Origin of the sequence: Streptomyces sp. NBC_01166 (assembly GCF_045039765.1) — a bacterium.
Lineage (GTDB): Bacteria > Actinomycetota > Actinomycetes > Streptomycetales > Streptomycetaceae > Streptomyces.
Genome location: NZ_CP108613.1, coordinates 6,919,664 through 6,945,200, shown reverse-complemented (window position 1 = coordinate 6,945,200; position 25,537 = coordinate 6,919,664). Strand labels below are relative to the sequence as shown.

Below are 25,537 nucleotides of genomic sequence, written 5' to 3'. Positions count from 1 at the left end.
ACACGGAGGAGACCGATCATGGCCACCCGTACACGTGAGATGCCATCGGGCATCGCGCCCAGGAGCATCCGTTTGCCGGGGATCGTGCTGGGCGTGGGGCTGGGCGGGTTCGTCGACGGCATTCTCCTGCATCAACTGCTCCAGTGGCACCACATGCTGACCGGCACGAACGACGACCGGATCGGGGTGAAGTACTACTCACCGAACACGGTGTCAGGGCTGGAGATGAACACCGTGTGGGACGGCGTCTTCCACGCGATCTGCTGGGTGGCGGTCCTGCTCGGCCTGGGCATCCTCTACAACCGCGTGACCCACGACCGGCGCCGGGTGTGGACCTCACGCGTGCTGTGGGGCTGGGTCCTCACGGGGTGGGGGCTGTTCAACCTCGTCGAGGGCCTCCTGGACCACCAGATCCTCGGCATCCATCACGTCCACGGCGGCCCCCACCGGGTCTGGTGGGACATGGGCTTTCTGCTCCTGGGCGTCATCCTCCTCGTCGCCGGCCGTCTCGTGCGGCGCGGCGGCAGGCCCTTCACCCCGGACGCACCCGAGCCGCCCGGGAGTTCGGGGCAACGCGTCTGATGGGCGGCGACGCGCACCACACGCATGGCCACGGCCGCGGTGGCAGCAGTGAGGTGTGGGAAGTTCTTCTGCCCCTCACCGCTGTGCTTCTGTCGGCCAGCGGCTACCTCCTCCTCGTTCACCGGGCGCACGGACGCAATCCCGTACGGAGGTGGAGCCGGTGGCGGACGGCCGGCTTTCTGACCGGATGCGCTCTGCTCGGTGCGGCTCTGCTCCCGCCCGTGTCCACGTTCGCCCACCAGGACTTCCGCGGGCACATGGCGCAGCACCTGCTCATCGGCATGTACGCGCCGCTCGTCCTGGTCCTCGGAGCGCCGGTGACCCTCCTGCTGCGGACTCTGTCCGCCGCGCGGGCCCGACGGCTGACCGGCCTCCTGCACAACCGGCCGGTGCGCGTGGCGACTCACCCGGTCTCCACACTGGTGCTGAGCACCGGCACTCTCGTGGTCCTCTATTCCACGCCCGTGTACAACGCGACCATGGACGCGCCGGGAGCGCACCGGCTGGTGCTCGCCCATTTCCTGCTGTCCGGGTGCCTGTTCGCCCATGCCATCGCCGGCCCGGACCCTGCCCCTGGCCGACCGGGCGTGCCGGCCCGCCTGGTGGCGCTCGGCGTCGCCGTCGCGGCGCACGCGACGATCTCCCAGCTGATGTACGGGGGGTTCCTGATCGACGTGCGCGCACCCGTCGGCCAGGTGCAGGGTGGGGCGGAACTCATGTATTACGGGGGCGACATCGCAGAACTGCTGTTGGCAGGTGCCCTTGTCGCGACCTGGCGGCCTTCGCCCCGTCGCGGCCAACGGACGGTCGCCCGGCACAAGAGCCTCCCTGCCCTTGGCCGCCTCTTGCTGAAGCCGTTCATGCGGCCTGGATGAGCTCCGCACGCCCGAACAGCAGCGCGTATCCGGAGGGGAGCCGGGCGAGGACGCGGTCGAGGAGATCGGAGCCGGCGAGATGGCCGACCGTGGCGAGTACTGCTCCGGTGTCCCACCGCGCGGTGGCGGGGCTGCCGCCCGTGCGGGCGGCGAGGTCCTTGACGAATCCCCAGCCGGTGAGCGGCTCGGGGTCGGGGATCTGCGCGGTGAGGGCGAGGGCCGCCTCGGCAGGCAGGCGGGCGGCGAGGTCGGCGCGTTCGGCCCCGGTCAGCTGTCGCCCGAGTCCGGACAGCACGGCGTGGGTGACGGTCTCGGCCCGTTCGCGCGTGGGATACGCACCCTCGTACCTGATCCGTTCCAGCATCTGGTCGAACGTCACGCCCGCTGTGGCACGAGTCGGTTCATGCAGGGAGCGCATCGGTGGAATGCCTTTCTCGACGGCGGCTGCCGCTGCGACCGGGCGGGGGCCGGCAGCCGCGCTGCGGTTGAATAGCTGCTCGAAAACGTCGGGTGGCCGACGACAGGCTTGACCTGAGGCTCACCCGCCGCACAAGGTGCCGGGCACCGAGGAGGGCCTACGGAGAAGCGCCTCCCGCGCCGGCTTTCCTGCGGGCGGGTGAGCACGGGTGCGTTCAGGTGCCGAGCTGCCTGTGGTCGGACTTCCCGCCGATGGCGATCTTGCGGGGCTTGGCCCGCTCGGCGATCGGGATCCGCAGGGTCAGCACCCCTGCGTCGTAGTCCGCCCTGATGCGCTCCGTGTCCAGCGTGTCAGCCAGCACCAGCTGGCGGGAGAAGACACCCAGCGGCCGCTCGGAGAGCTCCACCTGCACGTCCTCGCCGGTTACGACGGGACGGCGCTCGGCCTTGACGGTGAGCATGTTCCGTTCGACGTCGATATCGATCGCGTCCTTCGCGACACCGGGCAGGTCGAGGGCGATCACGTACTCCTCACCCTCCCGATAGGCGTCCATCGGCATCGCCGACGGCTTGGACCAGGTGCCGGAAACGCCCGTGAGCTGCTGGGCGAGACGGTCGAGTTCGCGGAACGGGTCAGTGCGCATCAACACTGCGAAAACACCTCCACTGGTCAGGCAGAAACTGCCAATGCGCTTCGTCTGCCACCGTTGTAGCATGTCATCCAAAGGATGACAACCTTGATGTCATTGTTCGGATGACAGCCGTAAGGAGCTTTCATGAACCCATCCCCCTCGGGCGGTGAGCCGGCGTCCTTCGCCGCGGCCGCAGCGGCGCTGAACGCCATCGACGAGGCCGTCCGGGCCGCTCGGAGACCAGGACCGCACCCGGCGGAGGGCGGACAGGCGAACTCCGAGCAGGCTGTGGCCGCCCTGCTTCTCCTGCGCGAACTGCGCGACCAGCTCGCCGGATGGGAGCCGGGGCTGATCGAAGCGGCCCGCGCTGCGGGCGCCAGCTGGGCCGACCTCGCCCACCCCCTCGGAGTCGCCAGCCGCCAGGCGGCCGAACGCCGCTACTTGCGCGTGCGTCCCGGAGCTCCCGGCACCACCGGGGAACAACGTGTGCAAGCCACCCGCAACCACCGCGCCGCCGACCGCACCGTCACCACGTGGGCTCGGGAGAACGCCGCCGACCTGCGGCAGCTCGCCGGCCAGATCACCGCCCTGACCGACCTCCCCGGCACCTCGACCGCCCGGCTCGCCGCCGCTCTCGCCGACAACGAAGCGGTCAGCCTCATCGCTCCGCTCACCGACACCCGTCAGCACCTGACGGCCGACCACCCCGACCTGGCCGCCCGCGTCGACACCGTCACCCGCCGCACCGACCGGCTCCGCCAGGACAGCGACGGCCGGCGGACCTCCTGACCCGGCGCCGAGGCCACCACGGCTCTGACGGGCCCTGCGGCAATTCACCCGCATCCGGTGTCGTGGGGACCTGTCCTGCCTTCGCGCACCTAAGGTTTCGTTGATGAACGGCATGGAAGCGACGCGTGCACACATGCTGGGGGACCTGATCGCCGCGAGTCATCTGATGACTCTGGAGCAGCTGCCCGGCACCGTGGCGTCGCACGCCGCCGGGGCGGGCTGGCCTCAGGTGCGGATCTATCTGGCCGACCTGCAACAGGAACGGCTGTACCTTCTCGCCGGCAACGTCGACGTCGGTCCCGGTGACACCGGTGTTCCGGCTGAGTTGTCCGTTGACGGAACGGTGGCGGGACGAGCCTTCCAGCTGGGAAAGGTGTTTCCGGCCTCGGCTTCCGCCGACGGACAGTGGTGGGTCCCGCTGCTGGACGGCGCGGAGCGTCTGGGCGTGCTGCGGGTCGGCCTGCCAGGCGCACAGGTCGAGGCCGACGAGGATCTGAACAGGCTCGCCGGGCTCGTGGCCCTCCTCCTGGAGAGCAAGCGGGAGACGAGCGATTCGTACTCCCGGTTGGTCCGCCGCCGGAGGATGAGGGTCGCCGCGGAGATGGAATGGCAGCTGATGCCGCCGCGGACCTTCGCCACCGACCGTGTCCTGATCAGTGCGGTCATGGAACCTGCCTACCAGGTGAGCGGAGATGCCTTCGACTACGCCCTGACCGGGGAGACCGTGCATCTGTCGGTCGTCGACGCCATGGGGCACGACACCGCCGCCGGCTTGACCGCGAACCTCGCCCTCGCGGCAGCCCGTAACCATCGCCGCCAGGGCGCCGGTCTTCTCGAAACAGCCGAAGGCGTCGGTGAGACCCTCACCGAGCAGTTCGCCGGCAGCCGCTACGCCACGAGCATCCTGGCCGACCTCCACCTGACCACCGGCGTGCTGACCTGGACGAACTACGGCCACCACCCCCCGGTCGTCATCCGCGGCAACCGCACCGTCGTGCATCTGGCCTGCCCGCCCGCTCCTCCCCTGGGAACCGGCCTGGATCTGCCCGGCACCCTGCGCAGCGACCAGCTGGAACCCGGGGACCGTCTGGTGCTCTACACCGACGGCATCACGGAGGCGCGCAACCGGGAGGGGCAGGAATTCGGCCTGGACGGCCTGACCGACTTCCTCATCCGCCACCACGCCGACGGCCTCCCCGTCCCCGAGACCCTGCGCCGGCTGATCGGGCACCACCTGGCGTACCACCTCGGCCGCCTCGACGACGACGCCACCGTGATGCTCCTGGAGTGGCACGGCCCGACCCCGTACCAGCCCACCCAGCTGCAGGCGCTGACAGGTCTGCCCCGCTCCACCACCCCGGAGACGATCGCCTCCGCCTGGGCCCAACGGCCCGCCGAGGACGAGGGCGACTGACAGACACCGTCGGCCCGCCTCCCCCTCCGGGGGCGTTTCGCCAGCCCTGTTCGGCGCCGGGTCGGGTGTCTGGCAATCGCCTGAGTGGGCACCAGGTATGCGTTACGTGCAGGCGGGCGGTGGTACGGATCGCCCCGCGGCGCCGCGCCCCCTGCTCGTGACCGCCTGCAACGCCAGCACATGAGAGGAACGTCAGATGAAGGTGTCCGACTACGTCCTGCAGCGCCTGCGCGAGTGGGAGGTCGACCATGTGTTCGCCTATGCGGGCGATGGCATCAACGGGCTCCTGTCGGCGTGGGGCCGTGCCGAGAACAAGCCGGAGTTCGTTCAGGCCCGGCACGAGGAGATGGCCGCGTTCGAAGCCGTCGGCTACGCCAAGTTCTCCGGCAAGGTCGGTGTGTGTGCCGCGACGTCGGGGCCCGGCGCGATCCATCTGCTCAACGGCCTGTATGACGCGAAACTGGACCACGTCCCCGTGGTGGCGATCGTCGGGCAGACCGCCCGCAGCGCCATGGGCAGCTCCTACCAGCAGGAAGTCGATCTGCTGAGCCTGTACAAGGACGTCGCCTCCGAGTTCTGCGAGATGGTGACCGTCCCCGAGCAGCTGCCCAACGTTCTCGACCGTGCGATGCGCACCGCCTACAGCAGGCGGACGGTGACGGCCGTGATCATCCCGGCCGATGTCCAGGACCTCGACTACTCCCCGCCCACCCACGCGTTCAAGATGGTGCCGTCCAGTCTCGGCATGCCCGCGTACGCGCCTGTCCCGGCCGACACGGAGCTCACCCGCGCAGCGGAAGTCCTGAACGCCGGGGAGAAGGTCGCCGTCCTCATCGGCCAGGGCGCGCGAGGCGCCCGGGCCGAGGTGCAGGAACTCGCCGACGTTCTCGGGGCCGGCGTCGCCAAGGCGCTCCTCGGTAAGGACGCCCTGCCTGACGACCTGCCCTACGTCACCGGATCGATCGGCCTGCTCGGCACGCGGCCCTCCTACGAGCTGATGCAGGACTGCGACACACTCCTTGTGGTGGGTTCCAGCTTCCCCTACAGCCAGTTCCTGCCGGAGTTCGACCAGGCGCGCGCCGTCCAGATCGACATCGACCCCCACAACATCGGAATGCGCTATCCGTTCGAGGTCAACCTCGTCGGGGATGCCGGGGAAACCCTCAAGGCGCTGCTGCCGCGACTGGAGCGCAAGAAGCACGGCGCCTGGCGCAAGAAGATCGAGAAGGACACCGCCCGCTGGTGGGACGTCATGGAGCGACGGGCCGCCGTCGAGGCGGACCCCATCAATCCCGAGTACGTCGTACACACCCTCGACGCGCTGCTGCCCGACGACGTGATCCTGGCGGCCGACTCGGGCTCGGCCGCCAACTGGTACGCGCGCCATCTGCGCATCCGCGGGACGATGCGCGGTTCCCTGTCCGGCACGCTCGCCACGATGGGACCTGGCGTGCCGTACGTCATCGGCGCGAAGTTCGCCCACCCCGGGCGCCCGGCGATCGCGATCGTCGGCGACGGCGCCATGCAGATGAACGGCATGGCCGAACTCATCACCGCCGCCAAGTACTGGCAGGAGTGGCAGGATCCGCGGCTGATCGTCGCCGTACTGAACAACCGGGACCTCAACCAGGTGACCTGGGAGATGCGCGCCATGTCCGGCGCCCCGCAGTTCCTGCCCTCCCAGGCGCTCCCCGACGTGCCCTACGCCGACTTCGCCCGGTCCATCGGTCTCGATGGCGTCCGCGTGGAGAAGCCCGACCAGGTGGAGGCGGCATGGAGGCAGGCCCTCGGCGCCGACCGCCCCTTCGTGATCGACTTCCGTACCGACCCTGCGGTACCGCCCATTCCCCCGCACGCCACCCGGGAGCAGGCCGAGGCGGTGGTGTCCTCCATCGTCAAGGGGGACAGTGACCGCGGCGGCATGATCAAGCAGGGGCTCAAGGCCAAGGTGCAGGAGATGCTCCCCGGACACCGCCACCGCGACGCCGCCCCGGGCACGGGGACCGAGAAGTGACGCCACCTGTCATGGCGTGGCACCCGTCCGCTCACAGGTAGTGGCTCAACCCCCTCGGCACGTAGGCCCCGTGACCGGCGTGACCCACATAAGCACCCCCCTCGATCACCGGGACACCGCGCGAGAGCACCGTCTCGACCCGCCCGGTGACCGTCTTCCCCTCGTACGCGGAGTAGTCGACGTCCATGTGGTGCGTCTCGGCGGAGATCGTCTGCTCGGCCTCCGGGTCGTAGACGACGATGTCCGCGTCCGAGCCCGGCGCGATCGTCCCCTTCCTCGGGTAGAGGCCGAACATCCGCGCCGGGGTGGCACAGGCGATCTCGATCCAGCGCCGGCGGGAGATGTGGCCGTCGACGACGGCCTGGTGGAGGAGGTCCATGCGGTTCTCCACCCCCGGAAGGCCGTTCGGGATCTTGGAGAAGTCGCCGCGGCCCAGCTCCTTCTGCCCGGTGAAGCAGAAGGGGCAGTGGTCGGTGGAGACGACCTGGAGCTCGTTGTTCCGCAGACCCCGCCAGAGCGCCTCCTGGTGTTCCCGGGGGCGCAGCGGGGTCGAACAGACGTACTTCGCGCCCTCGAAGTCGGGCTCGGCGAGGTTGTCCGTCGAGAGGAAGAGGTACTGCGGGCAGGTCTCGCCGAAGACCGGGAGCCCTTTGTGGCGGGCGGCAGCGATCTCGGCGACGGCCTCGTCGGCGGAGACGTGGACGACGTACAGCGGCGACCCGGCGACCCTCGCGAGCTGGATCGCGCGGTGGGTGGCCTCGGCCTCCAGGGCCACCTTGCGCACGTCGCCGTGGTGGCGCGGATCGGTGCGCCCCTCCGCGAGCGCCTGCTCGACCAGTACGTCGATGGCGATGCCGTTCTCGGCGTGCATCATGATCAGGCCGCCGTTGCCGGAGGCCCGTTGCATGGCGCGGAGGATCCGGCCGTCGTCGCTGTAGAACACCCCCGGGTAGGCCATGAACAGTTTGAACGAGGTGACGCCCTCCGCCACCAGGCGGTCCATCTCCTTGAGCGAGGACTTGTTCACATCCGAGAGGATCATGTGGAAGGCGTAGTCGACGGCGCACTTGCCGTCGGCCTTCGTGTGCCAGGCGTCGAGCCCCTCCTGCAGCGAGCGGCCGATGGTCTGGATGGCGAAGTCGACGATCGTGGTGGTGCCGCCCCAGGCCGCCGCCCGGGTGCCGGTCTCGAAGGTGTCGGCGGCACGGGTCCCGCCGAACGGCATCTCCATGTGGGTGTGCGCGTCGACGCCGCCCGGGATGACGTACTTCCCGGTGGCGTCGATCCTCCGGTCGGCGTTCCAGCCGGCCGCGACGTCGGTGCCGTGGGCGGCGAGGGCGGCGACGCGCCCGCCGTCGATGAGCACGTCGGCGTGGATCTCGTCCGACGCGGTGACGACGAGGCCGCCGTGGATGACGGTGCGGCTCATGTACCTCTCCTCGCGGTGGCGGAACCGGCCTGCACACGCAGGCCTGGTGCCTGATGACGACGTACGGGAAACGGGCCGCCCCGCGGCCGGGGAGGTGCCGCGGGGCTCCCGCGCTCAGGTGGCCGCGTGCAGTGCCTGGCCCAGGATCTCCGCGCCCTCCTCGGCCTCGGCGACGGTGAGCGACAGGGGCGGCGCGATCCGCAGGACGCTGGTGTTGTGGCCGCCGCCCTTCCCGATGAGCAGCCCGCCCGCGCGGGCCGCTTCGAGTACGGCGGCCGCGGCATCCGGGTCGGCCTCGTCGGTGCCGGGCCTCACGAGCTCGATGCCGATCATGAGCCCTCTGCCGCGCACCTCGCGTACGGCCGGCGAACCCGCGCCGACCGCCCGGAGCCGCTCGATGAGCAGGCCGCCGACCCGCCGGGCGTTGCCCTGGAGGTCGTGCTCCAGCAGGTACGAGAGGTTGGCGAGCCCGGCGGCCATGGTGACCGGGGAGCCCCCGAACGTCGAAATGGAGTTGGCGTCCAGACAGTTCATGACGTCGGCGCGGGCGACGACTCCGCCGATGGACATGCCGTTGCCGATGCCCTTGGCGAAGGTGAGGATGTCCGGCGGCCCGCTCGAAGCGTGCGCCTGCCAGCCCCAGAAGTGGTCGCCCGTGCGCCCCCAGCCGGTCTGCACCTCGTCGGAGATCCACAGGATGCCGTGCCGGTCGAGGACCTCGCGGAAGGCGGCGTACAGCCCGTCGGGCGGCGCGGTGAACCCGCCGACCCCCTGCACGGGTTCGGCGATCAGTGCCGCGACGCCCCGGGTGTGCCCGAGGAGGTCCTCCAGGTCGGCCACGCAGGCCTTGATGAACCGTTCGTCGCTCAGCTCCGCGTACGGTCCCCTGGTGCGGACCCCGCCATGGACGTACAGCGTCTGCAGCGGGGACAGACTCGTCGTCGACCAGGACCTGTTGCCCGTGATGGAGACGGCCGAGAACGACCTGCCGTGGTAGCTGTTGCGCATCGCCAGGATCTGGTTCGACCCGCGGTGGGCCGTGGCGAGCAGCAGGGCGGTGTCGTTGGCCTCGGTGCCCGAAGTGGTGAAGAAGACCCGGGCGTCGGGGATGCCGGAGAGGGTGGCGATCCGCTCGGCGAGCTCGACCATCGGGCGGTTGAGGTAGAGGGTCGAGGAGTGGATGATCCGGCCGGCCTGCTCGGAGACGGCCTTGGTCACCTCGGGCAGGGCGTGCGCGGTCATCGTGGTGAGGATGCCGCCGAAGAAGTCGAGGTAACGGTTGCCGTCCGCGTCCCAGACGTGGCGGCCCTCCCCGTGGGTGAGCTCCAGGGGGTGCCGGTAGTAGAGGGCCAGCCAGTCGGGGCTGACGGCCAGGTGCCGCTCGTGCAGTCCGGTCACGGCTCCACCAGCCCGTCGTACGCGTCCGGCCTGCGGTCCCGGTAGAACGCCCATTGCTGCCGCACCTGCTCGATCAGACCGAAGTCCAGGTCGCGTACGACGAGTTCCTCCTCCTTGTCGCTGGCCACCTCACCGACGAACTGCCCGCGCGGGTCGACGAAGTAGCTCGTGCCGTAGAAGTCGTTGTCGCCGTACTCCTCCTGGCCGACCCGGTTGATCGCTGCGACGAAGTACTCGTTGGCGACGGCGGACGCGGGCTGTTCGAGCTGCCAGAGGTAGCCGGAGAGGCCACGCGAGGTGGCGGACGGGTTGTAGACCAACTGCGCTCCGTTGAGACCGAGTTGGCGCCATCCCTCGGGAAAGTGCCGGTCGTAGCAGATGTAGACGCCGACCTTGCCGACGGCGGTGTCGAAGACCGGCCAGCCGACGTTGCCGGGCTTGAAGTAGTACTTCTCCCAGAATCCCTTGACCTGCGGGATGTGGTGCTTGCGGTACTTGCCGAGGTACGTGCCGTCGGCGTCGATCACCGCCGCGGTGTTGTAGTAGAAGCCTGACTGCTCGACCTCGAACACCGGCACGACGATCACCATGCCCGTCTCCCGGGCGAGGTCGCGCATGCGCACGACCGTCGGCCCGTCCGGGACGGGTTCCGCCCAGCGGTAGTGCTCGGGTTCCTGCACCTGGCAGAAGTAGGGGGCGTTGAACACCTCCTGGAACCCGATGATCTTCGCACCCTGCCGGGCGGCCTCGCGCGCGTGTTCCTCATGCTTGGCGATCATGGATTCGGTGTCGCCGGTCCAGGTCGCCTGGACGAGTGCGGCGCGTACGACGTGGGACATGAGCTGCTCCTTCGACGCGGCGTCAGAGAGCCTCTACGTTCTCTACGCCCGTAGACACGGTGCATAGGAGGAGAACGTAAGCCCCGTCACACAACGGGGCAAGACCATCGCCGTGAACCGGCGGAGTCGATCATGTTTCATACCCGAGCGGTCCACACCGTTCCGGAGGGGCGGCGTCCAGTCCCCGCAGGGCTCCGTAGGCGGACTGGACGAACGGTGCGAGCGGGGTCGGAGCCGTGTTCGTGAGGGCCACGAGGCCCGTGGCCGAGCCGGGGAGGAAGCCCGCGAAGGCGGTGAAGCCGCGGGTGCCCCCGGAGTGGTGGAGCAGCGCGCCGGAAGGGCGCGGACGGAGGTTCCAGATGAGACACAGCCGGGAACCGGTTCTGGGGATGCTCAGCCGGGGCCGCTGCACCTCGGCCAGCGCGGTGCGCAGCGCGGGGTCCGGGGCGGTGTCCGGGTCCAGGAGTGCGGCCAGGACGCGCAGCAGGTCGCGGGCGCTGGACCGTACGGCTCCGGCGGCCGTCAGTCCCGGCATGAGCAGGGCAGGACGCGGGCGGCCGTGCCAATGCCCGGTGATCTGGGGCCGGTTGGGATCGCAGTCCGTGTCGGTGAGGCCGAGCGGGCCGGTGACGCGCTCGGCCAGCAGGGCCGGATAGTCGCTCCCGGGCCCGCCGGCCGCCCTCGCGAGTACGTGGCCCAGCAGGCCGCCGCCGAAGTTGGAGTACAGGACCCGGCTTCCGGGCCGGTGCCGTGGCCGGGTACGGCGCAGCGAGGCGAGCAGGTCGTCCTCGGAGAAGCCGGCGTACGGGTTGCTGAGCCACCCGCTGCGTACCGCCCGGCCGAGCAGTCCCGGGGGCAGCCGCGGCAGACCGGATGTGTGGGTGGCGAGGTGGAGGAGGGTGAGCGGGGGCCCGGGGAGCCGGAAGGGCAGGTAGTGGTCGGCACGGTCGCCGTACCGGACCTCTCCCCGGGCGGCGAGCTCGGCGAGCAGCAGGGCGGTGAACGTCTTCGTCAGGGAGCCCGTCTCGAACCGGCTGTTCTCCCCCACCGGGCCCCGGCAGAGCACCGTACGCTCGGCGCCCCGCACCGCCGCGACCACCGCCGCCGGCCCCTGGGCCGCGGCCAGGAGAGGCTGGAGACCGGTGGTCAGCGGCGGTGGTGTCACGTCGTCACCGCCGCCCCGCCGCCCGGGCGAGCGCGATGGATCCGGCGACGGCCGCGACGACGACGGTGTGCTGATGGTCCGTGAAGCGCCGCTGCGGGTCGTCGTCCACCGGATCGCTGTCCCGGGGCACGAGTCCGTCCTCGTGTTGGAGCGCTGCGACGGCTTCCCAGTCCTCCGCGCGGCAGTAGGGGTCCTCGATCGAGGCGCCCACGACGAGCAGCTCCGTGACCAGGTCCCACTGGCCCACCTCGCGCCAGATGTCGATCCAGACAGGGAGCCAGGTGCGTACGTAGTCGGCGAGTTCGGGCGGGAGTCCACCCGGGTTGCCGCCCCAGTCGGTGAGGTGGAAGACGGTGTGTGTCATCGCGTAGGCGGTGATCCAGTTGATGGCCCACGGCTCGGGCCGCGCACCGAGCCAGGTGGCTCCGGCCAGCGCGTCCAGGTCCTCGGTGTGCTCCAGGCCCACGACCCGGGCGGCGTTGGCGACGGCGAGCCGCCGGTTCGGCAGGACCTCCACGCTGCTCACGGAGCGCATGCGAGCGCGGTGGACGAGGAGGCGGTCCAGCGCCTCGTGGCGGTAGCCGCAGCGGACGAAGGGGGCGTACATCTCCAGCGGGTCCGTCATCAGCGTGTGGCGGAGCTGGCGTTCGTAGATCATGTCGCCGCGCCTGAACTGCTCCCAGGTGAAGTCCATCAGGCTCTGGGCGGCGGCCAGCCGGCCGGGGCCCGCGACACCGTCGCGCAGGATCAGGGAGGCGGCGAGGGTGGTCTCCCCCAGGGGCTTGTACACGCTGTCGGGGTCGGCCATGGTCTCGGTGGTGCCGGGCGGCAGGCCGCCGAGGTTCCGGTTGGCGTGCAGCCACGACAGTGCCCTGTCCGTCATGGTGCGGGCCGCCCGGGTGACCGGCTCGGAGATCGTCGTCATGTGTGTGCCGCCTCCTTGGGGGCCGTGCCGGGCCGCTGTTCGAGGAAGTGACGGGCGATCGCCAGGTCCAGGGCGGCGCGCGGACCGGGCCCGCCCACCAGTCGAACGTGCTCGGCCGCGATGTCCGGGTCCAGGGGGAGTTCCACGCCCTCGTGCCGCAGCCAGGCCAGCCAGCGGACGAGGCGCACGGCGGTGGGAAAGTCGCGGCGGAGGATCGAGCGGCTGACTCCGCGGCTCAGCGACAGGGCGCCGCGGCGGGCCGCCTCGTGGACCGGGCCGTCGAGGCCGAGCGTGGCGAGCGGGGCGAGTTGTGCCATCCGCACGGACCATCCGCTCCAGTCCGCGGCAGGACCGGGCCCGGCGTCGTCCGCGGGTGCGGGCACGACAGCGCTCAGGCTGTCGTCCCCGGAGAGCCGGGCGAGCAGGACCGCGGTGGCGTGGTCGCGCCGGGCGACCGCTGCCTCTTCGGGGGCGTCGGACGGCGGGAAGGCGTCGAAGGCCTTGACCACGACAGCGGCGTCCTGCGCCGTGAGCGGGTGGCCGGCCAGGAGATGAGGGCTGAAGACGTTGGCCCCCAGGACCCGGACGGCCGCCAGCGCCGCGAGGGTGTCAGGGGCGTCGTCGACGTACGGCGCCAGCTGCACAGCGCCCCCGGTGCCGCTGAGGGCGCCGAGGACGCTGTCTGCCAGGGCGTCGGCCGCCTCGGCGAATGCGGAGTGGGAACTCACTTGCCCCGGGGCTCCTTCGGCTCCTTGGGAGACAGGAGGAGGAGCGCGAGCAGGAAGCCCGCGGCCTCGGGGGTGTAGAGCGGTGCGTCGCTGACGGCCGCCTCGGGCTCCGCCATCAGGGCGCTCAGGGTGGTGGTCTGGGCCGGTGTCGCGGTGAGAGTGATCTCCTGGGTAAGCATGGGGGCCTCCACATCATTGGGGGGGGACATGTGCCACTCGTGCGGCGCTGCCTCGACCGACCATAAAGGGTGATTTCGGATTTATCTCGCCGAGCCCGCGCGCACTGGTGACGTGCATGGGCCACAGGGGGTTCGAGGGCCCTACGGAGCCGCGATGCCCGCGACCCGCAGCGCGTGGACCACATCCCACTCCCGCGCCGCCGAGACCTCCCGTGCCGCGGCGAGCAACTGGGGGACGAGGTGGCGCGGTCCGCCCTCGGCGACGCGTGCCGCGTCCTGCGGGGTCCGTACGCGGACGAACGCGCCCAGCAGCGCACGCGCCTCCGGCTCCAGGCCCGCCCGGTCGAGCGCGACCACGGCGTCGGCGATCTCACCGGCGGGCCGGGCGACACCCTGCCGGAGCAGCTGCCCGCAGTCGGCGGCACGGCCCGCGGCGGCCAGCGCGCCTGCGGCGGCGGCGAGTTCGGCGGGCGGCAGCGAGGACACCTCCCACAGCAGGGTCGCCCAGTCGGCGTCCAGACCGGCCCCGTGCAGCGCGACGGCGAGCACCGGCAGATGCCCGGGGGGCCACGCGGCGGCCTCGCAGAGCACGACGTGCGCCTCTCCGGTGCGGCCTTGCGCGCGCAGCCGTACGAGCAGTGCGACGGCGTCCTCGGCGGCCCGGCGGGCGGCGGGGTCGGGTTCCGCCGCCCGCGGTGCGGTCCGGCCGTCACCGTCGTCGGCCGTGGCGCCGCCGAAGCGGGCCCCGCGCGGGGCGGAGGCGGCCTGCGAGGGGGCCGGCAGCACGGGCACGCCCGACGGAACGGGTCCGGCTTCCGTGTCGTCGTCGAGGTCCAGGCCCGCGAAGCGCGCGCCGCGCGGCTTCCCGCGCTTCTTCGTGGGGGCGGGCCCGGCCTGCGGCCCCGCTTCCGGACCGCGCCGCAGGCCGTGGGCTCCGGGCTCCTCCGGGAGGCGGGGGCCGGGAACCGCGGGCGTGCCGTCGGGGGCCGTCGCCTCCGCGTCCCCCTGCCCCCGGAACCAGTCGTCCGGGACCGTCATCTCCACGGCCGCCAGCCGGTTGCGGAGCTCGGCGCACCGGGCCGTGGCACGGGCGTGATCGTCCCGCGCCCAGGCCATCGCCTCCGTCTCCCCGTACGCCTCACGCGCCCCGTCCGTCCCGGCTGCCCTCATCCGCCGGGCCGCGTACGACTGCTCCCGCAGCATCACGCCGAGCCGGTCCACGAGGGCCTGCCGCCCGCCCGGCCGCCTGTCGTGGGCGGCCGCCGACGCGGCACACAGCGCGGCGGCGCGTACGGATTCCCGCGCGGCGTACGCGGATCCGCGCACGGCGGCGAGGTCCTGGAGCAGCGACTCGACGACGTCCCAGGGCGGGACCTCCGAGCCGTCGAAGCAGGCGCGCATGCCGTCGGGGTCGCGCGCGCAGAAGACCCCGTACCAGCCCTGCCCGGGATCGAGCAGGTCAGCCAGGTCCCGTAGGTACTCCGCGAACGCCCTTACTTCCACAGCATGCTGATCCACTGTCACCGTCGCCCTCACCGGTCGCCAGGGGCTGGAGCGTTCCAGTCCGCGGGCATTCGACCGCAGGCGTGTTACGGGAGGACTACGCACGCTTTTCCGGCAGGGTGCGTCCGGAGCGGCCGGAGCCGGCGCGCCCCCGTCAGAGGGTGACGGCGATCCCGGTGTGGGGCCGCTTGCCGAGTCGCGCGACCATGGCGGGCCAGTCCACGAGCCAGAACTTCCAGGTGTACTTGCGGGCCAGGACCTTGCGGACCGCCGCCGTCCCGTCGCCGTCGAGCAGCCTGGCCGTCCCCTCGGCGCTCGGCGCGCCCTCGGCGACGCGGCCGCGGACGTCGCAGACGGTGACGAGGACCCGGCTGTCGTTCCGCAGCCGCTTGACCTTCCAGGAGTCGGACCGCGTCCAGACGTACAGCACACCACCGTCCGCCGCGGCCCAGACGGGCGTGGCGACGGGCGTGCCGTCCTTCCGGTACGTGGTCAGGCTGACGTACTCACTGCTGGCGAAGTCCTGGAGAGTCACGGGCGCGACCCTACTCGGCCTACGCCGTGAGCGGCAGCTCCCCCGGTTCCGGCAGCGGCCCCGGGACGGGCACCGGCACACACAACGCGAGCAGCTCGTCCATCGACAGCCCGAGGGCTCCCGCCAGCGCCGCGACCGTGAAGAAGGCAGGGGTGGGGGCCCGGCCCGTCTCGATCTTGCGGAGCGTCTCGGCCGAGATTCCCGCGCTCGCCGCGACCGCGACCATGCTGCGTCCACCGCGTGCCTCACGCAGCACTTCGCCGAGCCGCTCGCCGCGACGGCGCTCTTCGGGTGTCAGGGGGTTCCGTACCATGCCGTCATTCTAATACCGCTAGGGCCGGTATTGTAATTGGCGCGATGCTGATCGCTACGACGCCGTGTTCCACCCGGACCGGAACGGCCGGCCCCGCCGTACGAGTGACGGCAGCCGGGCGGCCCACGCCGCTCAGGCTCCCCCGGCGAACTTCCGGGCGAGCGCCTCACCGGCACTCACCGCGGCGGCGGGGCTCTCGATCGGCGACACCTCGGAGTTCTTGAAGAGGATGTAGGTGACGCCGGACGCCGTGCCCCCGGTCCGGGGGTCCGGATCGATGCCGAGCGCCTCGGCCAGGGCGTACGAACCCTCGCCGATGATCCCGGTGGGCCCCGTGTCCCCCACGACGGCGTAGCGGACCTTGCCGTCGTGGATGACGGCGACCACACCACCGCCCTTGATCCCCGACTTGGTGTAGTTCCACAGCGGCCCGGGGCCGGGGACGACGACGTACGGCACCCGGGCGGAGTCCAGGGGCTTGCCGTCCGACCCCTGGAACGCCGTCCGGGGCTGGAAAGCGGGGTCGGTCCTGGTGTTGCAGGCGGTCGTGATCCGGCCGTCGCAGTCGATGTCCATGTCGGCCTCCCAGAACACGGCCTCATCGGTCCCGCAGACCGGGACCGTGGCGGCGGCGCCCTGGTCGGTGCGGTACTTCCCCTGGGAGATCCGGGTGCACTTCTTCACCTTGGCCAGCAGTTCGGCCGCACCGACCGGGCTCCCCCCGTCCCCCGCCGCGGCGGCGGGGAGTGCCGAGGCGAGCAGAGCGGCGCCGGAGAGCGCGGAGAGGACCAGCATTCGCGTACGCACGGTCGTGGTTGCACCTTTCACTGGACGCGAGGAACCCCGGCGGGCGCCTCCTTGCCGACGGCGGCGCGCCCTGGACGCGGCCGGCCGTGTACAGACCTCGGGGCCGGTACGACGCAGCTGCGCGCGACATACCGGCCCCGAGGCCACTGCTACCGCCGGCCGGTCACGAACGACCGCCCGGATGCACCACCATGGCCGAGCCACCGCCGCGCCGCACCTTTTCGGCCGCCGCGAGCCAGCGCCCGTCCGGGAGCCGTTGGACGCCGGTTGCCGCCCCGATCTCCGGATTCGCCTTGAACACGTGCCCGAGGGCCTCCAGCTTTCCGCGCACCGGGCTGTCCCACAGCCCCGGCTCGATCTCGGTCGTCGGGGAGTTGCGCTGGCTGGCACGGGGCGCGGCGATCGCGTCGACCAGCGGCAGCCCCCGGTCCAGGTGGCCGGTCAGCGACTGGAGGACGGTGGTGATGATCGTGGCACCGCCCGGCGACCCCAGGGCCAGCACGGGCTTCCCGTGCTCCAGCACCACGGTCGGCGAGATCGACGAGCGCGGGCGCTTGGACGGGCCCGGCAGGTTCGGGTCGTGGACCGCGGGGTCGGCGGGCGCGAACGAGAAGTCGGTCAGCTCGTTGTTGAGCAGGAAGCCCCGCCCCGGCACGGTGATACCGCTTCCTCCCGTCGACTCGATCGTCAGGGTGTACGCGACGACGTTGCCCCACTTGTCGGCTGTCGTCAGGTGCGTCGTGTTCTCACCCTCGTACGTCGTGGGGGCGGCCTCGCCCCCCGTGGCGCAGCGGGCCGGGTGGCGCGGGTCGCCCGGGGCGAGCGGGCTGGTGAGGACCGCGTCGTCCTTGATGAGGCACTCCCGCGAGTCGGCGAAGCGCTGGCTGATCAGCTCGCGCGTCGGGACGTCCTCGAAGGCGGGGTCGCCCACCCAGCGTCCCCGGTCGGCGAAGGCGATCCTGCTCGCCTCGATCAGGCGGTGGAGGTACTGCGTCTCGCTCGCCTTCGAAAGGTCCGTCGACTCCAGGATGTTGAGGGCCTCACCCACGCTCGTACCCCCCGACGAGGACGGCGCGATGCCGTACACGTCGAGGCCCCGGTAGGCGGTCTTCGTCGGGGCCTGGTGCAGTGCGCGGTAGGACTTCAGGTCCCCGGTCGTCAGATCTCCCGGACGCACCACACGCGCCGCCGCCGGGTCCACGGGCGGCTTGCGCACCGTCGACACGATGTCCCGGGCCAGGTCGCCCCGGTACAGCTCGTCGACGCCCTCGCGGCCCAGCGTCCGGTACGTACGGGCGAGGTCGGGGTTCTTGAACACCGATCCGGTCACCGGCAACTCACCACCGGGCAGGAAGAGTTCGGCGGTCGCGGGGAAGTCGGCGAACCTGGCCTCGTTGGAGGCGGTCTGGGAGCGGAAGGTCTCGTCCACCACGAAGCCGTCGCGCGCCAGCCGCTCGGCCGGTTCGAGCAGCCGCCCGAGGGGCTTGGTGCCCCAGGCGTCGAGGGCCTTCTCCCAGGTGGCGGGCGTGCCGGGCGTGCCGACCCCGAGTCCGCTGGTGACGGCGTCGGCGAAGGGGATCGGCTTCCCGTTCTCCAGGAAGAGCGAGGAGTCCGCGCTGCGGGGCGCGGTCTCGCGGCCGTCGATGGTCTGTACCCTGCCCGTCCTCGCGTCGTAGTGGACGAAGTACCCACCGCCTCCGATGCCCGCCGAGTAGGGCTCGGTGACGCCCAGCGCGGCGGCGGTGGCGACCGCCGCGTCGACGGCGTTGCCTCCCTTGCGGAGCACCTCGATACCGGCCGCCGAGGCGTCCGCGTCGACACTCGACACCGCTCCCCCGTACCCCACCGCAACCGGGGACTTGGGAGGCGGCACGGGTGGCGCCGAGGCCGCGGGAGCCGCGGCACCGAGCGAGCCGATGACGGCGATCACGAGTGGGAACGACACATTCCGGCCTACGGAATGACGCATCCGTACCTCCTGTGAAGAATCGTCCGCGCAGGGTAACGCCGTGAGGCCCGTACCGTCAGGACCGCCTCGGCCACATGTACGGACGGGCCCGTCAGGCCGTGCCCGCCGGTACGGCCGCCCGGTCGGCGATCAGCCGGAGGATCTCCCGCCGGTGCGCGGCCAGGTAGAAGTGACCGCCCTTGAAGACGCGGAAGTGGAAGGCCGTGTCCGTGTGCCTCGACCAGGCCTGTGCCTCCTCGACGCTCACCTTGGGGTCGTCGTCGCCCACGAGGCTCCACACGGGGCAGCGCAGCGCGGGACCCGGCTCGTAGACGTAGGTCTCGGCAGCGCGGTAGTCGGCTCGGATCGCCGGCAGGGCCATGCGGATCAGTTCCGGATCGTCGAGGACGGCCGCGTCCGTACCGCTCAGCAGCCTCATCTCCTCGACGATGCCGTCGTCGTCCCGCAGGTGGACGGCCTCCGTGCGGGGTGCGGACGGCGCGCGCCGCGCGGAGGCGAACAGGGCGTGCGGCACGACGCCGTGGTCGCGCTCGAGCCGGCGGGCGACCTCGAAGCCGAGGGTCGCGCCCATGCTGTGCCCGAACAGGACCAGCGGGAGGTCCGTCCACTCCAGGAGCACGGAGGTCACCTGGTCGGCCAGTTCGGCGATCGTGGCGACGCAGGGCTCGGCCCGCCGGTCCTGGCGCCCCGGGTACTGCACGGCGAGCACGTCGGTGCCGGCGGGCAGGCCCGCCGACACCGGCCGGTAGAAACTCGCCGAGCCGCCCGCGTGCGGCAGACACACCACCCTGACCGCCGCGTCCGGGCGGGGGTGGTAGCGGCGTATCCACAGGCGGTTGTGTTCGGCCGACGTGGTCATGGGGTGCGGGTTCCCTTCGTGGCGGCGGCGCGGACGGGCCGCACCGGGCGGGCCCGAGAAGTCTCGCCGCCCGGGCCCGGCGGCCCACACCCCTACCGCCCCCAGGTCCGGGGCGGCAGGCGGGACTCACGCGTTGAGGTAGGCCAGCACCGCCAGGACGCGGCGGTTGTTGTCACTCGACGGGGGGAGCATCAGTTTGGAGAAGATGTTCGAGATGTGCTTGGCCGCCGCGCCCTCGGTGACGGTCAGCCGTTGGGCGATGGCCGTGTTGGAGCACCCTTCCGCCATGAGTTCCAGCACGGTGCGCTCCCGCGCGGTGAGCGCGGACAGCGGCTCGTCACGGGAGTGCGACGTCATCAGCTGGGCCACGACGGTGGGGTCCATGGCCATGCCGCCGGCTGCGACCCGGCGGACGGCGTCGATGAACTGCCTGTCGTCCAGGACACTGTCCTTGAGCAGATAGCCGATGCCGCCGGTGCCGTCGGCCAGCAGTTCGCGGGCGTACATCTGCTCGACGTGCTGGGACAGGACGAGGATCGGCAGACCGGGCCGCTCGCGGCGGGCCAGAAGGGCGGCCTGCAGGCCCTCGGTGGTGAACGTCGGCGGTAAACGGACGTCCACCACGGCCACGTCCGGACGGTGTTCGGCGATGGCCCGTCTCAGGTCCGTCCCGTTGTCGACGGCGGCGACCACCTCGCAGTCGTAGGCCTCGAGCAGTTGGATGATTCCCTGCCTCAGGAGGAAGAGGTCTTCGGCGAGGACAACGCGCACGGCAACTCCATTTTCATGACGGTCGGCCCGCCCGGGGGACTGTCGATCTCCAGGACGCCGTCAAAGGATGCCAGCCGCCGCCGGATCCCCTCCAGGCCGCTCCCGGCCGACATCTCGGCTCCCCCTCGGCCGTCGTCGGTGACCTGCCCGAGCAGGGCGCCGTCCGCGTAGTGCAGAGCCACCTCGACCCGTCCGGCTTCGGCGTGCTTGAGGGCGTTGGTGAGCAGTTCCGACACCGAGAAGTAGATGGCGGACTCCACCGGGTCGGGCAGTTTCCCGGGAAGCGCCGCGACGACCGTGACGGGCAGCGGACTGGCCAGGCACAAAGCCCTTACGGCGTCGGCGAGTCCGCGCTCGGCGAGCACCGGGGGGTGGATGCCCCGGACCAGGCCGCGCAGCTCACGCAGAGCCTGCACTGAGGCACTGCGCGCGTCGTTCAGCAGCCGGCGTGCCTCGTCGGTGTTCCGGTCCAGCTGCCGGTCGACGGCGCCGAGGGTGAGGCCGAGACTGACCAGCCTGGCCTGGGCGCCGTCGTGCAGATCGCGTTCGATGCGGCGTACCTCGGCGGCCTGGATGTCCAGAGCACCGGAGCGCGTCTCCGCCAGGTGCTGGACCCGGGAGGCCAGGCGGGCGCCCTGGGTCGGGCCCAGCAGGAACCGGACGAAGTAGGCGTGGCCCTTCAGGATCCAGGGGCTGAGGTGGAGCCAGCCGGCGAACACGGCGAGGGCCGCCAGGGCCGCGGCGAGGGCGGCGGGCCAGCTGTCGACGGTGATGAACGCGTACCAGCGGCCCACTCCGTCGGAGGCGACGGGCCGCCACAGGCCGCAGGCCAGTACCAGCCCCTCCCCCGCGTAGTACAGCAGCGCGGCCGGGGCGCTGCCGAGCAGCAGGCCGACAACGCTGTTGAGGAGCAGCCACAGCAGGTCCCGCCAGCTCGCCGGGTCGGCCAGGATCCATTTGCAGCGGCGTACCCAGCCGACGATGTCCCGTTCGATCTCCTCCGGTTCGGGCCGGTAGGGCCGTTCCACCGGGACTCCGGAGCGGGCGGCGGCACGCCGGTTCAGGTCGCAGACCCAGCGCACCGCGGTGGTCAGGTGGGGCAGCGCGAGGAAACCGATCCCGATGAGGCACAGGATGACGAAGTACGTGGTCGTGACGAAGAGCACGACCGAGGCCAGGGCTCCGGCGGCGATCAGTGCGCCGACCAGTGTGTCCTGGGCAGCCCGGCTCAGTCGCATGCGCCCATCCTCCCACTCGCGGGGACGGGCGAGGGAAGGACCGTCCCCGGACGGGGGTGCCGGGGACGGTCCGGTTCGCAGACGGCTCACGCGGCCTTCACCGTGTCGACGGCGGGCGTGCGCATGCCGCGCCATGAGGGAAGGAGCGTGGCGCCGAAGACCAGCACCAGGGACCCTCCGACGATGGCGAGGTAGATCCCGGGGGATCCGGAGGGCAGATAGGAGTCGGACTTGACCATGCTGTACGGCACGATGGTGGTCGCCGCGGCGATCGTGCCGAGGACGGTGGAGATGATTCCGATGAGGACGCCCTCGACGGTCAGCATGCCGAGCACCTGGCGGCGCGTCGCGCCCGTCAACTGCTGGAGGCCGAACTCGGCACGGCGCTTGCGGGTCACCGCCACCAGGGTGTTGACGACGGTGATGGCGGCGTATCCGACGATCATGGCGACGATCGTATAGTTCGCGGCGACCAGGATCTGCTGGATCTGGTTGTTCCGGCCGGCCAGTGAGTCCCCGTCGTCCAGTTCGGTGCCGGGCACGCTCGCGGCCAGCCCGGCCAGTGCCTCACGGAGTCCGGCGGGGCCGCCCTGTTCGGAGCGGACCAGGATCTGGTGCGGAAGCCCGTCACTCGTGTGCGGGGCCAGGGTCACCGCGGGCAGGGTCACGTACTGCTGCTTGGGGTTGTCGGCGTAGAGCGCGACGACGGTGGGGCGTACGGAGGTGCCGTCGCCGAGGCGCAGCGGAAGCCGGTCCCCGACCCCCACGCCGTATTCCTCGGCCTTCTTGTCGGAGAGGGCGACCGTGTCGCCGCGCAGGCCGGACAGGGATCCGGCGACGGGCCGCAGATCGAGGCTCTGCCGCACGCCTTCGGCGGACACGCCCCGCAGTTCGGTGTCGGCACGCCCATCGGGGGCGTCGACGAAGCCGCGGCTGGTGACGAACTCCGAGGCGGCCGCCACGCCGGGGGTGGCCCGGACCTGGTCGACGACGGCGGGGGCGAATCCGCCCGTGGTGGAGTCGAGGACGTAGTCGGCCAGGACGTTCCGGTCGTAGGAGCTCTGGGAGACGTGGTCCTCGGTGGCCTGCATGTAGAGGGTGCCGGTGGCGATGCCGATGAGCAGGACGATGGGCGCGACGGCGCCCGCCATACGGACGTTGGCCGTGGTGGCGTTGCGCAGGGCGAGCTTGCCGGAGATGCCGGAGAAGGCGCGCACCGGCAGGTACAGCAGGGCGACCATCGCCTTGGTGATGCCGGGGGCGAGCAGCGCCAGGCCGATGCAGAACAGCACGGAGGCGGGCCCGGCGGTGCTGGCCAGGGTGGGGCCGTCCTCCATCACCGTGGCGGTGGCGACGGCGAGGCCGATGCCGTTGGCGAGGAAGAACAGCGCGATCAGCAGGCGCGGCACGCTGAACCAGCGGGTGCCCGCGGCGGACTCGGCCAGGGCGGCGACCGGTTCGGTGCGGGCGGCACGACGGCCCGCGAAGCGGGTGGCACCGGCCGCGGCGAGCACCGTGACGACGGCGCCGACGGCCATCGGCACCCAGCCGGCGTGGTAGACGATCGCCGACGAGACGACGCCGCTGGAGGTGAGCACGCCGAAGAGCAGCCGGCCCAGCAGATATCCCGGGTACAGGGCGAGCAGTACCGAGGCGACCGAGAGCACCGCGGTCTCGATGAGGATCATCCGGCGCAGTTGCTGCGGGGTGGAGCCCACGGCCCGCAGCAGGGCCATCTCCCGGGTGCGCTGCTGGAGGGACAGTCCGAGCGTGGAGGCGACGCCGAACATCACGATCAGCACCACGGAGGAGCCGAAGATGGCCGCGAGGATCACGACGGTGCGCTGGCTGGAGAGGGTGCCGGGCAGTTCCGCCAGGCCGCGCCGCTCGCCGGTGAGCACCTCGGCCCGGTCGCCGACGACGGACCGCACCGCGCCGGCGACCGCCGCCGTGTCCGCGCCCTTCTCCGGCAGCACGCCGATCGAGTCGATCCGGCCGCCGGCCAGGGTGCGGGCCTGCTCGTCGCTGAAGAACAGCGCGGCGTCGGGGTTGCCGTCGCCGCGCTGGCCGGCGACACCGCTGACAGTGAACCGCCGGGTGTCGCCGCCCACGACGATCTCGACGACGGAGCCCGGTCCCGCACCGGCGCGCTCGGCGAGCCCGGAGTCGAGTACGACCTCGCCGCCGGCGACGGGGGAGGCGCCGGCGGCGAGGGTATAGGGGGTGAGCCGGGCACCGGCCCAGCCGTGGCCGTACGAGGCGTCCTCGCCGGTCAGCGCCTTGCCGTCCTTGAGGACGGTGGCGGGGAAGGACACGTCGCCGACGGCGTCGCGGACGCCGTCCGCACGCGCCACCTCACGGGCCAGCTCCGGGTCGATACGGTGCCGTTCGGTCAGGGCAGCACCGTCGTAGGACTGTTCGCCGGTGACCACGACCGGGGCGCCGTTCAGGCGCAGCGGGTCGGCGGCCATCCGGACGCCGGTCTCCATCAGGCCGCCGCAGCCGATGACGATCGCGGCGCCGAGGAACATGGCGAGGAAGGTCGCGACGAAACTGGTCCGCCGGAACTTCAGGGTGCGCAGGGCGAGCCGCCACATCAGTACAGCCCTCCGGACGTCATCGGTGCGGCCTGCTGGCGGTTCTGGTCCTCCCAGGCACCGAGCCGTGTCATCCGCGCCGCGACCGCGTCGGCCGTCGGCCGGTGCAGTTCACCGGCGATGGCCCCGTCGGCGAGGAAGACCACCCGGTCTGCGTACGAGGCGGCCACCGGGTCGTGGGTGACCATGACCAGGGTCTGGCGGGCCGTGTCGACGGACTCGCGCAGCAGGGATAGCACGGCCGAAGCGGTACGGGTGTCCAGCGCTCCGGTGGGCTCGTCGGCGAAGACCACGGCGGGCTGGGTGACCAGGGCACGCGCGATGGCGACGCGCTGCTGCTGCCCGCCGGAGAGCTCGGACGGCAGGTGGCCGAGGCGGTCGGCCAGGCCCACTCGCTGGACGACGCTGTGGATCAGGTTCTTGTCGGGGCGCTTTCCGGCGAGTTGCAGCGGCAGAGTGATGTTCTGTATCACCGTCAGGGCGGGCAGCAGGTTGAACGACTGGAAGATGAAGCCGATCCGGTCGCGGCGGAGCATGGTCAGCTGGGTGTCGTCCAGGCCGGCGAGGTCGGTGCCACCGACGGTCACGGATCCGGACGTGGGCCTGACCAGGCCCGCGGCGCAGTGCAGGAAGGTGCTCTTGCCGGAACCGGACGGTCCCATCACCGCGGTGAAGGTGGCGTCGGCGAAGCTCATGGAGAGTTCCCGGAGTGCGGCCACCTGGCTGTCCGCTCGTCCATAGATCTTCGACACGGTGTCCAGTCGTACCGCCTCCGTCCGACGGAGGTCGTGTGATGTGTGCATCGTGCTCCCCAATGAAATGACGCGCTTCCCACGCGGTGTCTGTGGATCAGATTAGGAGCGGCGAGGCCGTCGCACATTGGCCTTATACCGCCGATTCGAGGTAGAGGTTTCTCTACCTCCGCAGGCATGTATGTGGAGTCGTGCAGCAGTTCCATACCGTGGAGCTTTTTGCGAGTTCACGTCGAGGCGTCGTGAAGAGGGACGACAGGCTTCGGGATTTCGGTGACCCTGGTGGCACCCGCGGCGGTTTCCGCAGGATACGCCGGGCCCTTCGATCCGGTGCGCGTCCCTCTCCTCAGGGCCGGGACCGAACACCATTTCTCCGAAAGAAATACCGAGTCCTTGTCAAGGGGGCAGAAATACCCGCAGGACAGTGAAGCCGCCATCCACCTGTCCGAATCGTTTACCCCACCGTAAAAGTGCGGCCATTGCCAGTGCCACAATGTGAATGAGCGGGTAACGTCGCAGTATCCGAAAAAGCGTCAAGAGATTGGGTTCAATGTGTCCAGGACAGCCGGCCTCCCCACGGCCGAGAGGCATGACGGCACCGCATACGCGAGGCCGGTGCGGCATGGGGCGTGACCACGGGCTCATCGCCAGCGTGCGGCCCGACGGGTACCTGGACCTGTTCGTTCCACTCACCGGGAAACGCCACAGGTGCGGTCCTCGTGGTACGACGATGTGGCTCGCACTGCAGCGCAGTGATTGGCAGACGGAACTCGCCGCGGAAGATGTCGCTGTGCGACTGGGGGTACA

General features: G+C 71.3%; 24 protein-coding genes. 5 read left to right on the top strand and 19 right to left on the bottom strand.

Annotated elements, in window-relative coordinates; genetic code table 11:
* Positions 1 to 18 precede the first annotated feature (18 nt).
* Both OG379_RS31455 and OG379_RS31450 read left to right on the top strand, forming a co-directional pair.
* The gene (locus OG379_RS31455; RefSeq protein WP_405666411.1) at positions 19 to 582 is read left to right on the top strand and encodes a DUF2243 domain-containing protein; all 564 of its coding nucleotides are present in this window, start codon (positions 19 to 21) and stop codon (positions 580 to 582) included.
* Positions 582 to 1,457: a cytochrome c oxidase assembly protein gene (locus tag OG379_RS31450; protein WP_405666410.1), complete on the top strand. Its 876-nt coding sequence runs from the start codon at positions 582 to 584 to the stop codon at positions 1,455 to 1,457. Before OG379_RS31455 ends, OG379_RS31450 begins: the two co-directional genes overlap by 1 nt.
* On the opposite strand, the gene OG379_RS31445 is transcribed toward OG379_RS31450, so the two are convergent.
* Both OG379_RS31445 and OG379_RS31440 read right to left on the bottom strand, forming a co-directional pair.
* On the bottom strand, positions 1,441 to 1,875 hold the full coding sequence (locus OG379_RS31445; protein WP_393763013.1) for a DUF2267 domain-containing protein: 435 nt from the start codon (positions 1,873 to 1,875) through the stop codon (positions 1,441 to 1,443). The genes OG379_RS31450 and OG379_RS31445 overlap by 17 nt on opposite strands.
* A 214-nt stretch (positions 1,876 to 2,089) precedes the next feature.
* The gene (locus OG379_RS31440) at positions 2,090 to 2,524 is read right to left on the bottom strand and encodes an Hsp20/alpha crystallin family protein (protein ID WP_393763011.1); all 435 of its coding nucleotides are present in this window, start codon (positions 2,522 to 2,524) and stop codon (positions 2,090 to 2,092) included.
* 126 nt (positions 2,525 to 2,650) lie between these two features.
* Here OG379_RS31440 and OG379_RS31435 point away from each other — a divergent pair, with 126 nt between their 5' ends.
* The 3 genes from OG379_RS31435 to OG379_RS31425 all read left to right on the top strand — a co-directional run bounded on the left by OG379_RS31435 (position 2,651) and on the right by OG379_RS31425 (position 6,723).
* On the top strand, positions 2,651 to 3,295 hold the full coding sequence (locus OG379_RS31435; protein WP_393763009.1) for a type III effector protein: 645 nt from the start codon (positions 2,651 to 2,653) through the stop codon (positions 3,293 to 3,295).
* A gap of 103 nt (positions 3,296 to 3,398) precedes the next feature.
* Entirely contained in the window at positions 3,399 to 4,709 is a 1,311-nt protein-coding gene (locus tag OG379_RS31430) for a PP2C family protein-serine/threonine phosphatase (RefSeq protein ID WP_405666407.1), read from the top strand.
* Between the two features lie 196 nt (positions 4,710 to 4,905).
* Complete coding sequence (locus OG379_RS31425) at positions 4,906 to 6,723, top strand: thiamine pyrophosphate-requiring protein (RefSeq protein WP_405666405.1); 1,818 nt, start codon at positions 4,906 to 4,908, stop codon at positions 6,721 to 6,723.
* A gap of 31 nt (positions 6,724 to 6,754) precedes the next feature.
* Here the strand turns inward: OG379_RS31425 and hydA are convergent, their stop codons facing one another.
* From hydA to OG379_RS31340, 17 genes are all read right to left on the bottom strand, one after another.
* A complete protein-coding gene (hydA, locus tag OG379_RS31420) occupies positions 6,755 to 8,152 on the bottom strand; it encodes a dihydropyrimidinase (protein ID WP_393763003.1) in 1,398 nt (465 codons plus the stop codon).
* Between the two features lie 114 nt (positions 8,153 to 8,266).
* Positions 8,267 to 9,550: an aspartate aminotransferase family protein gene (locus OG379_RS31415; protein ID WP_405666403.1), complete on the bottom strand. Its 1,284-nt coding sequence runs from the start codon at positions 9,548 to 9,550 to the stop codon at positions 8,267 to 8,269.
* Positions 9,547 to 10,389, bottom strand: a complete 843-nt coding sequence (locus OG379_RS31410; protein ID WP_356714420.1) for a nitrilase-related carbon-nitrogen hydrolase — start codon at positions 10,387 to 10,389, stop codon at positions 9,547 to 9,549. The genes OG379_RS31415 and OG379_RS31410 overlap by 4 nt, the downstream gene beginning before the upstream one ends.
* Positions 10,390 to 10,519: 130 nt before the next feature.
* A complete protein-coding gene (locus OG379_RS31405; RefSeq protein ID WP_405666401.1) occupies positions 10,520 to 11,554 on the bottom strand; it encodes a serine hydrolase domain-containing protein in 1,035 nt (344 codons plus the stop codon).
* Between the two features lie 4 nt (positions 11,555 to 11,558).
* Positions 11,559 to 12,479, bottom strand: coding sequence for a DUF6895 family protein (locus OG379_RS31400; RefSeq protein WP_405666399.1), 921 nt, complete (start codon positions 12,477 to 12,479; stop codon positions 11,559 to 11,561).
* Positions 12,476 to 13,207, bottom strand: a complete 732-nt coding sequence (locus OG379_RS31395; protein ID WP_405666397.1) for a hypothetical protein — start codon at positions 13,205 to 13,207, stop codon at positions 12,476 to 12,478. Before OG379_RS31395 ends, OG379_RS31400 begins: the two co-directional genes overlap by 4 nt.
* A complete protein-coding gene (locus OG379_RS31390) occupies positions 13,204 to 13,386 on the bottom strand; it encodes a hypothetical protein (RefSeq protein ID WP_099175108.1) in 183 nt (60 codons plus the stop codon). The genes OG379_RS31395 and OG379_RS31390 overlap by 4 nt, the downstream gene beginning before the upstream one ends.
* A gap of 141 nt (positions 13,387 to 13,527) precedes the next feature.
* Positions 13,528 to 14,910 (bottom strand): hypothetical protein, encoded by a 1,383-nt coding sequence (locus OG379_RS31385; RefSeq protein WP_405666395.1) that lies wholly within the window; start codon positions 14,908 to 14,910, stop codon positions 13,528 to 13,530.
* 133 nt (positions 14,911 to 15,043) lie between these two features.
* The gene (locus OG379_RS31380; RefSeq protein ID WP_393762991.1) at positions 15,044 to 15,424 is read right to left on the bottom strand and encodes a PPOX class F420-dependent oxidoreductase; all 381 of its coding nucleotides are present in this window, start codon (positions 15,422 to 15,424) and stop codon (positions 15,044 to 15,046) included.
* A gap of 19 nt (positions 15,425 to 15,443) precedes the next feature.
* Entirely contained in the window at positions 15,444 to 15,737 is a 294-nt protein-coding gene (locus tag OG379_RS31375; protein WP_362933334.1) for a helix-turn-helix transcriptional regulator, read from the bottom strand.
* A gap of 132 nt (positions 15,738 to 15,869) precedes the next feature.
* A complete protein-coding gene (locus tag OG379_RS31370) occupies positions 15,870 to 16,544 on the bottom strand; it encodes a glycoside hydrolase family 75 protein (protein WP_405666393.1) in 675 nt (224 codons plus the stop codon).
* Positions 16,545 to 16,707: 163 nt separating this feature from the next.
* Positions 16,708 to 18,513: a gamma-glutamyltransferase gene (gene ggt, locus OG379_RS31365; protein WP_405666391.1), complete on the bottom strand. Its 1,806-nt coding sequence runs from the start codon at positions 18,511 to 18,513 to the stop codon at positions 16,708 to 16,710.
* A gap of 91 nt (positions 18,514 to 18,604) precedes the next feature.
* Complete coding sequence (locus OG379_RS31360; RefSeq protein WP_405666389.1) at positions 18,605 to 19,372, bottom strand: thioesterase II family protein; 768 nt, start codon at positions 19,370 to 19,372, stop codon at positions 18,605 to 18,607.
* A gap of 126 nt (positions 19,373 to 19,498) precedes the next feature.
* Complete coding sequence (locus tag OG379_RS31355) at positions 19,499 to 20,143, bottom strand: response regulator (protein WP_405666387.1); 645 nt, start codon at positions 20,141 to 20,143, stop codon at positions 19,499 to 19,501.
* The gene (locus OG379_RS31350; RefSeq protein WP_405666385.1) at positions 20,107 to 21,381 is read right to left on the bottom strand and encodes a sensor histidine kinase; all 1,275 of its coding nucleotides are present in this window, start codon (positions 21,379 to 21,381) and stop codon (positions 20,107 to 20,109) included. Before OG379_RS31350 ends, OG379_RS31355 begins: the two co-directional genes overlap by 37 nt.
* An 86-nt stretch (positions 21,382 to 21,467) precedes the next feature.
* On the bottom strand, positions 21,468 to 23,978 hold the full coding sequence (locus tag OG379_RS31345) for an FtsX-like permease family protein (protein WP_405666383.1): 2,511 nt from the start codon (positions 23,976 to 23,978) through the stop codon (positions 21,468 to 21,470).
* On the bottom strand, positions 23,978 to 24,781 hold the full coding sequence (locus OG379_RS31340; RefSeq protein ID WP_405666381.1) for an ABC transporter ATP-binding protein: 804 nt from the start codon (positions 24,779 to 24,781) through the stop codon (positions 23,978 to 23,980). The genes OG379_RS31345 and OG379_RS31340 overlap by 1 nt, the downstream gene beginning before the upstream one ends.
* Positions 24,782 to 25,537: the final 756 nt, after the last annotated feature.

Coding starts and splice junctions, on each gene's coding strand:
- OG379_RS31455 (WP_405666411.1), top strand. CDS start 19: ATGGCCACCCGTACACGTGAGATGCCATCGGGCATCGCGCCCAGGAGC.
- OG379_RS31450 (WP_405666410.1), top strand. CDS start 582: ATGGGCGGCGACGCGCACCACACGCATGGCCACGGCCGCGGTGGCAGC.
- OG379_RS31445 (WP_393763013.1), bottom strand. CDS start 1,875: ATGCGCTCCCTGCATGAACCGACTCGTGCCACAGCGGGCGTGACGTTC.
- OG379_RS31435 (WP_393763009.1), top strand. CDS start 2,651: ATGAACCCATCCCCCTCGGGCGGTGAGCCGGCGTCCTTCGCCGCGGCC.
- OG379_RS31430 (WP_405666407.1), top strand. CDS start 3,399: ATGAACGGCATGGAAGCGACGCGTGCACACATGCTGGGGGACCTGATC.
- OG379_RS31425 (WP_405666405.1), top strand. CDS start 4,906: ATGAAGGTGTCCGACTACGTCCTGCAGCGCCTGCGCGAGTGGGAGGTC.
- hydA (WP_393763003.1), bottom strand. CDS start 8,152: ATGAGCCGCACCGTCATCCACGGCGGCCTCGTCGTCACCGCGTCGGAC.
- OG379_RS31410 (WP_356714420.1), bottom strand. CDS start 10,389: ATGTCCCACGTCGTACGCGCCGCACTCGTCCAGGCGACCTGGACCGGC.
- OG379_RS31400 (WP_405666399.1), bottom strand. CDS start 12,479: ATGACGACGATCTCCGAGCCGGTCACCCGGGCGGCCCGCACCATGACG.
- OG379_RS31390 (WP_099175108.1), bottom strand. CDS start 13,386: ATGCTTACCCAGGAGATCACTCTCACCGCGACACCGGCCCAGACCACC.
- OG379_RS31375 (WP_362933334.1), bottom strand. CDS start 15,737: ATGGTACGGAACCCCCTGACACCCGAAGAGCGCCGTCGCGGCGAGCGG.
- ggt (WP_405666391.1), bottom strand. CDS start 18,513: ATGCGTCATTCCGTAGGCCGGAATGTGTCGTTCCCACTCGTGATCGCC.
- OG379_RS31360 (WP_405666389.1), bottom strand. CDS start 19,372: ATGACCACGTCGGCCGAACACAACCGCCTGTGGATACGCCGCTACCAC.
- OG379_RS31350 (WP_405666385.1), bottom strand. CDS start 21,381: ATGCGACTGAGCCGGGCTGCCCAGGACACACTGGTCGGCGCACTGATC.
- OG379_RS31345 (WP_405666383.1), bottom strand. CDS start 23,978: ATGTGGCGGCTCGCCCTGCGCACCCTGAAGTTCCGGCGGACCAGTTTC.
- OG379_RS31340 (WP_405666381.1), bottom strand. CDS start 24,781: ATGCACACATCACACGACCTCCGTCGGACGGAGGCGGTACGACTGGAC.